An 11,959-nucleotide genomic window follows, 5' to 3' on the forward strand; every position below is an offset into this window, starting at 1 on the left:
AAAAAAATGAAAAAGGTTTTATTAACCGCTATGGCTTTATTGACTATAGCAAGTGCATCAGTATTTGGTATGTACGGCGCTAACTCTGACTGGATTGATTTCCTTGTACACGGTAATCAATTAAGAGCAAGAATGCAACAATTTGGATTCGTTTTAGGTAACGATATGATTAAAGGTACAGTTGGTTTCAGATCTGAAGGTAGTGCTTTAGGTGCTATAATGGATACTACAACAGTTAATAGCAAACAATTCTTTAATTTCCTTCCTACAGTATCTGCTGGTATTGGTTACACTTCTGATGTATTTGGTATTGGTCTTGGTTATAACTATACATACAAACATAATACTCTTAATACTCTAACTAAAAATGGTTATGGTTTAAGCGTACATACTCCTGTATTAGCTATAAATGCTGTAAATGACAGCTTAAGAATAGTTGTACCTGTACAAATAGCTGTTAAAAACGGTGATATAGCTGCTGATACTGCTACTGGAACTCTTGGTACAGATAAAACAAAATATATGGGTATAAGCATGGACCCACAAATTAGATACTACACAGGCATTGAAGCTATCAATGAAATAAGACTTTATGTTTATTATGGTATGAATCAATATACTGGTCAAGATGGTACAAAACAAACAGCTTCTTCATTTGGTTTTGAATTAAGACCATATTTTGGTGCTACAGTAGGTGATGTTGCTCTTAAACCTTTTGTTAAAATTGGTTATGACACTGCTTTAGATGCTAAAGGTAAAGTTGGTACTGCTTCTACTAGAGTATCATCTAGTTCAGATGTTCGTTATAGAGAACCTGTAACAGGAGAAGCTACTTATGATTCTAACCCTTGGGAATTAAGATTAATCCCTACTTTAGGTTTATCTGCTAACAGCGATATAGTTTCTCTTTACTTAGAAGCTGGTATAGGTTATGTTGCTAACGATACAGGTTATAAATTGAATAATGGAGCAAATGGAATAACACATAAATTAGGTTGGAGCTCTTACGGTGAGATTTATATCACTCCTGTTAAAGATTTGGAATGGTATTTCGAAGCTGAAATTGGTAACTATAATTTAGAAAGTGTTGGGGAAGGAACTCTTGGAGGAGATCTTAACGTTCAATTCAATGCTTCTACTGGTATAACTTGGTATTTACCTGCTCTATAATAGAGTGTTAAAAGCTTAAAAAGACAAGGGGGGCTTGATTGCCTCCCTTTTTTATTGCAGTTTTTATACTCCTAAAACTTATAAATATACTTACCTACAAACTTAAAAGTTTTCAAATATGTAATAAGTTTTTTTATTCAACTTTTTCTTGTTATTTTCCCGCCTTTGTACTCATACCTAAAGGTACTTTCTTCGGTCGTTCTGCGGACTTCATCAAAGTTTTCGCCCTTCGAGCACGCTTCGCGAAAGTGCAATTGTTTTGGGTTTATAAATGTTCTAGCTTCATATATAAAAAATATCTATATTTTTAAAAACAAAAATTGATAAACGTTAAAGGTTCTTTATTTCTTCTATACTTAATCCTGTTAGCTCTATTATTGTGTTTGCGTCCATTCCCTTATCTTTCATTGCTTTTGCTATTATCAATGTGCTATATTTTTTACCTTCTTCTCTGCCTTCTTCTCTGCCTATTCCTATGCCTTTTTCTATGCCTTGCTCTATACCTTTTTCCCATTCTCTATGGAGTGTTTCTCTTTGAAAATATTCTTCTGCTTCCTTTATCTTATATGCATCAAGTAATGGATTTTCTGATATAAATGATTTGCATTTTTTATCTACTTCATCAAATATTGTGTTTTCTTTTATTAGGTTTGACATTCTCTCACCTCCAATAAAAAATTTGTACCAACTATTTAAATCTTTGTTTAGTTGTTTATCATAATTAAATTTCGGCAGCTCTAAAAAATGAAATTGACAATGGTCTGTAAGTATTTTATCGTGTTTTAATTCTTTTAATATATAACAACTATAACAATCTTCTATGCCGTCAAATAATACAAAGTCTAAAATATTTATGCTTATAACAGGAAGAAGTTTATTATAATCATCGCCTTTATTTAGGTTCAAACTATAATTGCTTGCCCAATAAAACAATGTTCTCTTAATAAAAGTTTCATTGCCTTGCAGCTGTATCTCTATTATAACAACTTCGCCAGTGTCTGCCGTGCATTTTATATCCACCACGCTTTCTTTTGAATTAAGATATTTATGTAAATTAAATGGGTTTAGTATCTCTAAAGTTTCAAAAGTTTTGAAGTTTAAATTATCCATAACAGCATTAATAAAATTTAATACTATTTTCTCATTGCCAAGATTTGAAAAAAGATATCTTACAAAACAATCATTCTTTTTATTTAATGTGTCTACAGCGATGTTAAACTCATTCCATAAATATATTATAGCAAAATAGAAGCTAAAAGTCAAAAACACTGTAAAAGTTAATATTCAATTAAAAAATATCTTTTATGATGATAGTTTCATCTCTTCCAGCACCTACTGAAACAATGGATATATCTGTTTCAATAACTTCACTTAATCTCTTAAGATATTTTTTAGCATTTTCTGGAAGTTTATCATATTCTCTAATATTTGTAGTGCTTGTTTTCCAACCTTCAAACTCTTCATATACAGGTTCAACTTTTGAAAGTATATCCAAGTCAGCTGGATAGTCTTCTAATATTTCGCCATTATATTTGTAGGCAACGCATATTTTTAGTTTTTCTAATTCATCTAATATATCAAGTCTAGTAATAGCTACAGAATCAAGACCATTTATGTATGAAGCATATTTTATAACGCAAGCATCAAGCCAACCACATCTTCTTGCTCTTCCTGTAACAGTGCCGTATTCACCGCCCTTATCTCTTATAAACTGCCCAACATCATCGAAAAGCTCTGAAGGAAAAGGTCCCTCTCCAACTCTTGTAGAATAAGCCTTAACAACCCCTATAACATTATCTATCTTTCTAGGTCCAACTCCAGAACCAGTACAAGCACCGCCCGCAGCAGGATATGATGATGTTACAAATGGGTAAGTTCCATGGTCTAAGTCAAGCATTGTAGCCTGAGCACCTTCAAATAATATGTTTTTCTTTTCTTTTATTGCTTTATTTAATATTGTAGTAGTGTCAGCAACATAAGGTCTTAATCTTTCAGCATATTCCAAATACTCTTTCAATAACTCTTCGTAATTAATTCCTTCATGATTATAAAGCTTTTTAAGAAGTTTATTTTTAAGTTCAACATTAAACTTTAATTTTTTAGCAAATACTTCTTTATTCATTAAATCAACTATTCTTATACCCAAACGGCTTGCTTTGTCCATATAACAAGGACCTATTCCGTTTTTAGTAGTGCCGAGTTTATTTTCACCCAAATCCTCTTCTTGAAGTTCATCTAATATTTTATGATAAGGCATAAGAACATGAGCTCTGTTAGATATTTTTAAATTAGACATATTAACTTTTTTTTCTATAAGGCCGTCAATCTCACTTAAAAATACCTTAGGCTCTATTACAACACCATTACCTATAATGCACACTTTATCTTTATGAAGTATACCAGAAGGAAGAAGCCTTAATTTATATTTGATATTATCAACAACAACGGTGTGTCCTGCATTACTTCCGCCCTGAGAACGAACAACATACTGAGCCTTATTAGCAAGATAATCAACAATTTTTCCTTTGCCTTCATCACCCCACTGTGTACCTACAATAATAACTGAAGCCATAATATTTCCTCCTAGTAAAATGTGTGTGTAAAAACTTTTTAGAAAAAACACACGAAAGATATTATATAAAGAAATTATCACAATTTCAAGCACTAAAAATCAATAAAGTTTTTATTTACTTTTGTTTTAATTGAATATATTATTGTTTTCTAAGAATTACAATGTGCTCATTACACATAGTTTCTGATTTTTTGCCAACTATATTTGTTGGTGAGTTTAATGATGGCATTACTTTGTTAATTATATTTCTATTAATTGTATAAACATAATCCATATTATATTTACTAGCAATTTCTATTATTATCTTATCTGTTTTTAAAAGTTCTCCTTTAACAGTTCTGTTTGCAACCACCCAAAATTGATAAGCTCCTTTTTTAGTTTTTTTAGAAATTGAAGATATTGCTTTTTCTAAGTCTAAATAAAAACTATACACATCACCAGCACGTTCTAAATCAATATTTTTAATAAATTCTAATGATTTATTTAAAGTTTTACTTGGAATTGAAAATTCAAATCCATTTTTAAACTTAGTTCCTCCCATCAATCTTTTATCAAGCATCATTATTTCTTTTTGAGAAAGTTCAAATAAATCTAACCATTGAAGTGATAATCTGCTGTATTCTCCATAAGCAACAGTTGTTCTGCTATCTCCATAAGGAGGAGATGTAATTACTAAATCAATGGATAAATCAGGAATACAAAATAAGTCTATAACATTATTATTAAATATTTTAACTTTTGAATTACCATTATTGTTTTTACAAGCTTCAACAAAACTATGCATTTTTTTAATATTATTTTCTAAAATATAAATGAATTCTTTTAATACATCTGGATTAAAACTTTCAACTTTTATTGGAGACATTCTAAACATTTTGAACTCTCCGTTTCTGCGATTAGATACAATTCTAATTAATTCACTAAATGCCACAAAAATAAAATTTCGTATATTTTCATTTTTGATTGTTAGGATATGTTTTTTAATCATTTGAAGCTGTAATATCACTCTAGGCTTAAACCAATAGCCAATATTTTTAAAATCAGGTACTTCAAAATTAATTTTATTTAAGTTTATATATTCTATAAGATATTTTGGAGCATTATCTCCCCAACCATTTTTTGATGTAATATCAATATTTTTCTTACAATACTCATCTGCCCCCTCATAAAAATTTATATTTTTATTATAATCATTATTAATATTTTCTAAAAAAACTGAAACTTCTTTTTTAAGCTCATGTATATCAAGTTTATTTGTTTTTACCTTTGAAATAAGTATAGCAAGCGGATTAATGTCGTTTCCATACACTGTTTTAATATTAGCAAGCATACCTTCAACAAGAACTGTTCCAGAACCAGAAAATGGATCAAGCAAAGAATCAACTTCCATAATTTGCTTAACTATATTAATAATATTTCTGCTTATAGGCGGCACCATTACAGCTGGATAATTATGTATAGTATATTCTTTTGTGTTTTCATTTTTAAAGTCCCAATAATCGTTAGGGAGCTTTTTAAGTATAGAGATTAATTTTTTATCTGTTTCTAACTGATTAGCCATTATTTTTTGTTTCATAATTAATAGATTTTTTATATAGAGTTTCTTTATTCTAAATTAATAATAAATAAAATCAATAATAAAAAGGCTCAAACTTTTAAGTTCAAGCCTTTTACCTATAAATATTTTAATAATTATTTTTTTGCTTTTTTAGATTTACTTGATGCTTTATCAGTTTTTTTATTAGACTTGTTTAATTTAAACATAAAGTCAAACACCTCTTCTACATCTTTTACAGGGTGGAAAATAAGAGAGCTTTTAACTTTATCAGGTATTTCATCTAAATCTCTTTTGTTTTCAAAAGGTATTATAATATGCTTAATAAAGCCTAATCTCTTAGCTGCTATAGTCTTTTCTTTAAGCCCTCCAATAGGAAGCACTTTTCCATTGAGAGAAAGCTCGCCTGTCATAGCGGTGTCATTTCTAATAACCTTATTCATGGCAAGCGATAATAAAGCAGTAGCTAAAGTAATACCAGCAGAAGGACCGTCTTTTGGAGTAGCTCCTTCTGGTATATGTAGGTGTATTATAGCATCATTAAAATAATTCTCATCAACGCCGTAATTTTTAGCAACACTTTTTACATAGCTGTAAGCAATCTGCACGCTCTCTGTCATCACCTCTCCAAGCTGACCCGTTATGTTTATAGTGCCTGCATCTTTTTTCTCTTGTACTTTAATAGATTCTATAGTTAAAGTAGCCCCACCCATAGAAGTCCAAGCTAAACCTATTGCATTTCCTGGTTTTAAATCTTTTTCCGTAAAATCTTCTGTAAAGATTGGTTTTTTTAAGTACTTTTCTAAATCTTTAGAATCTATAGTTATATTATAATTTTCTTTGTTGTTTGATACTACATCAGCAGCAATTTTTCTGCATATTTTCTCTATCATTCTCTCGAAGTTACGAACACCCGCCTCTCTAGCATAACCATTAACTATATCTGCTATAGCCTTGTTTGTAAACTTAATATTTTTAGCAATCAAACCATGTGCTTTTAATTGTCTTGGTATTATATATTTTGTAGCAATTTTTATTTTCTCTTCCATGATGTAGCCAGATAGTCTAATTACTTCCATTCTGTCAAGCAAAGGTCTTGGAATAGTGTCTAATGTGTTTGCTGTTGTAATAAACAAAATATTAGATAAATCAAAAGGTAAATCAAGATAATGATCTCTAAAAGAAGAGTTTTGCTCTGGGTCTAATACTTCAAGCAATGCACTAGAAGGGTCTCCCTGAAAGCTAGCACCTAATTTATCTATTTCATCAAGCATTAAAACAGGGTTTTTAGATTTAACAATTTTTAAAGCCTCAATTATTTTGCCGGGCATAGCACCAATATATGTTCTTCTGTGTCCTTTAATTTCTGCTTCATCTCTCATACCGCCTAGTGAGAACCTAAAGAATGGTCTATCTAATGCCTCTGCAATGCTTTTTCCTATAGATGTTTTACCAACACCAGGAGGGCCTACAAAACAGAGTATTGAAGATTTTTTATCTGGGTTTAGTTTTCTCACTGCCAAAAACTCATATATTCTATCTTTTACATCTTCTAATCCATAATGATCTCTGTCTAATATTTTTTTACTTTTTGTTATGTCTTCTCTCTCTTTATTTTCTTTGTTCCAAGGGAGTGCAAATAATGTATCAAGATAATTTTTTGACACTGTGTACTCTGGAGAATGTGTGTCTATTGTAGAAATTTTTTCTATTTCTTGCTCCATTCTCTCTCTTACTTCATCTACTATTTTTAATTCTTTTAACTCTTTTTTATATTTATCTATATCTTTTTGTTTAGGGTCTGTGTCATAGCCTAATTCTTTTTTTATCTCTTTTAGTTGTTCTTTTAGAAAATAATCTCTTTGCTGTTTTTGTATTTTAGAGTTAATGCTTCCTTGAATTTTTTGCTGAAGTTTTGTTATTTCTCTCTCTTTTTGAAGAAGAAGTAAAACTTTTTCTAATCTCTCCTGTACATCAAAAGTTTCTAATATTTCTTGCTGATTAGCTCTCTCTACATTTATCATAGAAGTAACAAAATCTGCTAATTTACCAGGGTCGTCTACATTCACCATTGTAAGACGCATCTCTTCTGTAAAAAGAGGATTGTTTTCGCTTAATGATTTTACCTCAGAAAGTAAAGCTCTTGTATATGCTTTTATTTCTTTTGCCTCTTTATCATTATTGGTTGTTACTATGTCTGGTATATATAAAGGTTCTGCTCTAATTACAGGGTCAGTTGAAATGTATCTGATTATTTTATATCTTTTAATTGAATTAATAAGAAGGTTAAGTCCTCCATCTGGAAGATTAAGTTTTTTAAATACTTTTACAACAACGCCCACTTTATATATTTCATCTATAGTTGTTTTTTTTATGTCTTTAGGTTCATCTTGTATATACAAATTAAGACCTAAAAAACCATCATTTTCTGCAATGGCTTTATTTACAGCATTAGCCTGAGAAGCTGGTATTGGAAATGGAGCATAAAGACCTGGAAATAATGGCTTTCCCATTACAGGTATTATTATTAGCCTTGATGGGAGTTTATCTTCAACTATTGATACAGCATTATCAGAATCGTTTTCTTGATTTGTTTCAATAGTTTTATTTTCAGTTTTGTTTTCTATATTTTCGTTTTTTTCTATATCGTTATTTTTATTATTTTCACTCATTGTGTTTTCTCCAAAATATGTTTTTACATTATAAACAAACTAATTATTTTGTCAAAATTTAATATTAAATAAAAAATAATAAATAATTATTTTTATATATAACCATATTTACTAATAAAAAATTAAAACTATATCAAAAAACAAGGGGCTTTTAAAGCCCCATTATATTATAAAATTATTTTATTTGTTATTTTTATTTATTTAAAAAGTCTTTAATTCTCTTAATAGCCTCTTTTAATATAGGTATGTCCTGAGTTAAAGCTATTCTAAAATAATTTTCACTTCCAAAAGCAATACCAGGTACAACAGCAACACCAGTTTCATCTAGTAACCTCATAGAAAAATCAAGTGAAGGCTCTTTAGAAAACTTACTGTATCCTACAAATAAATAAAAAGCTCCCCTAGGCTCTATTACATCAAAACCTAAATCAGTTAATTCTTTTGACATAGTAAAAGCTCTCTCTTTATAAATATCTCTATAACTTTCTATTATTGGATATTTTTCTAAAGCATATTCAGCAATAGCACAAGATAAACTAACCATACTGCCCACATTATTAAAACTAGCATTAACTAAATATTTTCTCACATCTTCAGGAGTTATGCTGTATCCTATTCTCCAGCCAGTCATAGAATGCGACTTTGAAAAACCATTTAATATTATCACTTTGTCTTTTATAGAAGGATAAGAAGCAAAAGATGTAAAAGGATAAAATGATATAGCAGAATATATTTCATCGGCTATAACAAATATATCTTTTTTCTCAAAATATTTTACAAGCTCATCAACCTCTTCTTTTTTTAGCATATATCCAGATGGGTTTCCAGGATTACTAAAAAGAATTGCTTTTGTTTTATTAGTTATAACTTTTTCTATCTTTTCAGGCTTTAATACAAGATGGTCTTCTCTTGTGTCTAGAAATACAACTTTACCATAAGACAATTTAACTGCTTGTTCATATGGTGAAAAAAATGGAGTAGGTATTATAACTTCATCATCAATATTTAATATAGTTCTAAATACAGATGATATACCTTCCATAGAACCAATATGCATAGTGATATTATTAGCATTAACATTTGAACCGTAATATTTATTATAATGCTTAGCAACTAAATCTCTTAAATGTTCGCTTCCGCCAGATTGAGTGTATGGCAGAGCATGTGTTTTAGCATATTCACATCCATAATCAATTAATTCTTTTGGAGGCTGTAAATCTGGTTCTCCTATTGTGAGCATTATGCTGTCTTGTTTTTTTTGTGCTTTTTCTGTAAGTTCTCTTATTAACGAATATGGTACTTCTAATATATTTTTATTAAGCTGCATTTTTTTATCTCCATAAAAAATAGAAATTGAGTTTAAAATATTATTATATAGAGTAATATTATATATAAAAACTATTTTTTGTCAATTTTATTATAGTTACATTTTCTTATAAAAATCTATATGATTTTGCAGCTCTTCAGGCAAAGGATTACCTGTTTTAGTGAATTTGAAATATCTATTTTCTAATTCAGTGGCTTTTTTATTTCTTATGTTTTTAAATCTATTAGCCATATCAGCAAACATAGGTTGTTTTTCAAGTTCATCTCTTATATTTTTAGCAAAAGGAACTTGTCTGTATAATATACCTCTTGCCACTCTGTTTAGACGCATAATACCTTTACTTTCGTATTTAAGCCATATCACATAATCTGATACAAATACTTCTCTTAAATTGTTTCTGCATTTTTTAATTTGTACTTTTAATTTTTCTTTAGCATCATCAGAGAGATTTCTGTTTTTCTTGTAGAACTGAATATAATCGCTGTATTCTGAAGTGATAGACATTTGAGTAATATCATTCCAAGCAGGACCAAGCATAGTTTTACAAAGCTCCCATCTAAAAGCACCCATCATAGGAAGAGTTAATCCTTCTAAATCTTCTGATGTAAATATAGGAAGTAGGAATCTAGCAGTACTATTTTTTTGTCTGCTTGAAAGCTCTTCCCACATTATAGCACGAGAACCGTATGTAGGCATTAATATAATGTTTGGAAGTACTTCCTGCATAACTAATTCTTTTTCTATGTTTAGCTCTTTATTTTTATATAAAACTTCTCTGTAGAAAGCAGAAAAATCTATTTCTAATATAGAGTTTAGAGTGTTTTCCATTGCTTCTCTTTTAATTAAAGAATCTTTAAAATCTTTAATTATCATATCCTTATGAAGAATAGGGAAGTAAACACTTATTTGACCATAACATAATCTATGAGTAGTTTCAATCATATTATCTACTTCATATTCAAGTCTTCTAAGAGGGCTTTCCCAATGTTCTTCCATTTCACTATCGCTAATAGTTCCTCTTTTTTTCATCTCTCTTAAAGCTTCTCTATAGTCTTGTCCGAAACCATTAACAGAAGGCGGTTCTTCTTTATCATAAATTTTTTGAAGCCATTCATCTATATAAAATACATTAATTTTTTTAGTTGATGTTTTATCTTTAACTTCGTATAAATCAACAATTTGATTTGGAGTAAGTAATTGGTCGTCCATATATCCGAAGTTTAGGAACATAGAAAATAATTTATTTTTTTCACTATTTATAATATATTTTTTAGCTATTTCTTTATAAACTTCAAAGAATACATTTGTAACACTTCTTCTAATTTTTCTAGCATCATCTTCAGTGCTGAATTTATCTTTTAATTTTTTGAATGCATTTAAAGATTTAAAGAATGTGGAAGCTCTATCTTCAGGAATGCCTGACATTTCTATTATTTTTTTGCTAGGGTTTTTAATCTCTTCAGGAATATCTTCTACACCCATAATTACTTGAACATTATTTTCTTCATTGTTAGGTTCATCATTACCATGTGAGTTTATATTTTGTGTAAGTTTTTTTATAGTGCTTTCTAATTCATCTATATCTATATTTAAATCATAGTCATATTTGTTTTTAATTTTTTCGCATATGTCTTTTGTAGCATTTGCTATATATCTAGAATATCTAGCCCATACTTCATAATTTTTGCCTTGTTTTTCTAATTCAAAAGCCATTTTAGAATATTCTGTAAATAGAGATTCTTGATTATTTGAATATAGAAAAGATATATTTTCCATAGTGCTTATAAATTCAGATTTAAGCATATCAGCTATATCTTTTAAAGTTTGATATAATATAGCTGTAGCAGATAAAGTCATATTAACATCATAGCTAAAGAAAGGAGCCTTAATTTCTTTAGGCATAGTTAAAAATCTTTTTATATATTCTATTTCAAACTCTAATTTTTCATTTTCTTCGATGATTTTATTTTTATTATTATTGTATATCTCTTCATGGTCTTCTTTTATAAAATCAGTATTGAAATCTGTAGGAAAATTAAAACCATCATTTGTAGCATATTCAAAAACTTCTTTTGTTTTTAGAAATAATTCAGATTTAATATTTTTATTTTTAGCATTTAAATTGAAATACATAACCCCGAGATTAGTAGTTATTATTTTAAGTTCATCATTAATTTTTTTAATTTTGATATACTCATCATAAGTTTTCATTATCAAATAAGCAAGAGAATGATACATATTTGTGAGGTATGTTTTATTGCTATTAAAGAATGATTTTATATATTCTATATCAGGAATATTTATAGTATATATTTCATTATCATTTTTGGACTTAAAAGAAAAAATATAATTAGAATCATTCATAAAAGCGCCAATTCCAATCATAATGTTTCTTGGTATAGAAAAAAGTTTACAACTATATTTCATTATTTCTTCTTCATCTTCTATTCCGATTAATTCTCTAGAAGAAATATAAACATCAATTTCACCTTTAGTGATAATAGAAATGTTTTTAATTTTTTCGCCTTCGTGATATATAGTAGTATTTGGTGTAAGGTTTTTGATTCCATTTTCTTCGGGTATATTCATATCAAACTCTCTAAAATTATTTATGATAAATTATAAAAATAATAATACAATTATAAGTTTTTTTGTAAAAAAAA

General features: G+C 28.6%; 7 protein-coding genes. 1 reads left to right on the top strand and 6 read right to left on the bottom strand.

Going from position 1 to position 11,959, the window contains the following annotated elements; all coding sequences use genetic code 11:
* Nucleotides 1–6 precede the first annotated feature (6 nt).
* Entirely contained in the window at nt 7–1,170 is a 1,164-nt protein-coding gene (locus tag E6A48_RS04035; protein WP_219708772.1) for a variable surface family protein, read from the top strand.
* A gap of 330 nt (nt 1,171–1,500) precedes the next feature.
* On the opposite strand, the gene E6A48_RS04040 is transcribed toward E6A48_RS04035, so the two are convergent.
* The 6 genes from E6A48_RS04040 to E6A48_RS04065 all read right to left on the bottom strand — a co-directional run bounded on the left by E6A48_RS04040 (nt 1,501) and on the right by E6A48_RS04065 (nt 11,885).
* Nucleotides 1,501–2,433 carry an Rpn family recombination-promoting nuclease/putative transposase gene (locus E6A48_RS04040; protein ID WP_258018535.1) on the bottom strand — a complete coding sequence of 311 codons (933 nt, stop codon included), beginning with the start codon at nt 2,431–2,433 and terminating at the stop codon, nt 1,501–1,503.
* A gap of 25 nt (nt 2,434–2,458) precedes the next feature.
* Nucleotides 2,459–3,742, bottom strand: coding sequence for an adenylosuccinate synthase (locus E6A48_RS04045; protein WP_219708764.1), 1,284 nt, complete (start codon nt 3,740–3,742; stop codon nt 2,459–2,461).
* 139 nt (nt 3,743–3,881) lie between these two features.
* Nucleotides 3,882–5,318, bottom strand: a complete 1,437-nt coding sequence (locus E6A48_RS04050) for a class I SAM-dependent methyltransferase (RefSeq protein WP_219708765.1) — start codon at nt 5,316–5,318, stop codon at nt 3,882–3,884.
* Nucleotides 5,319–5,434: 116 nt separating this feature from the next.
* A complete protein-coding gene (lon, locus tag E6A48_RS04055) occupies nt 5,435–7,969 on the bottom strand; it encodes an endopeptidase La (protein ID WP_219708766.1) in 2,535 nt (844 codons plus the stop codon).
* Between the two features lie 193 nt (nt 7,970–8,162).
* Nucleotides 8,163–9,296 carry a pyridoxal phosphate-dependent aminotransferase gene (locus E6A48_RS04060; RefSeq protein ID WP_219708768.1) on the bottom strand — a complete coding sequence of 378 codons (1,134 nt, stop codon included), beginning with the start codon at nt 9,294–9,296 and terminating at the stop codon, nt 8,163–8,165.
* A 96-nt stretch (nt 9,297–9,392) separates the two neighbouring features.
* Complete coding sequence (locus E6A48_RS04065) at nt 9,393–11,885, bottom strand: cyclic nucleotide-binding domain-containing protein (RefSeq protein ID WP_219708770.1); 2,493 nt, start codon at nt 11,883–11,885, stop codon at nt 9,393–9,395.
* Nucleotides 11,886–11,959: the final 74 nt, after the last annotated feature.

Origin of the sequence: Brachyspira pilosicoli (assembly GCF_019402445.1) — a bacterium.
GTDB classification, from domain to species: Bacteria; Spirochaetota; Brachyspiria; order Brachyspirales; family Brachyspiraceae; genus Brachyspira; species Brachyspira pilosicoli_B.

What these genes read in the sequence shown, in the direction of transcription:
- E6A48_RS04045 (WP_219708764.1), bottom strand. Translation starts at nt 3,742, where the DNA reads ATGGCTTCAGTTATTATTGTAGGTACACAGTGGGGTGATGAAGGCAAA.
- E6A48_RS04060 (WP_219708768.1), bottom strand. Translation starts at nt 9,296, where the DNA reads ATGCAGCTTAATAAAAATATATTAGAAGTACCATATTCGTTAATAAGA.
- E6A48_RS04065 (WP_219708770.1), bottom strand. Translation starts at nt 11,885, where the DNA reads ATGAATATACCCGAAGAAAATGGAATCAAAAACCTTACACCAAATACT.
- lon (WP_219708766.1), bottom strand. Translation starts at nt 7,969, where the DNA reads ATGAGTGAAAATAATAAAAATAACGATATAGAAAAAAACGAAAATATA.
- E6A48_RS04035 (WP_219708772.1), top strand. Translation starts at nt 7, where the DNA reads ATGAAAAAGGTTTTATTAACCGCTATGGCTTTATTGACTATAGCAAGT.
- E6A48_RS04050 (WP_219708765.1), bottom strand. Translation starts at nt 5,318, where the DNA reads ATGAAACAAAAAATAATGGCTAATCAGTTAGAAACAGATAAAAAATTA.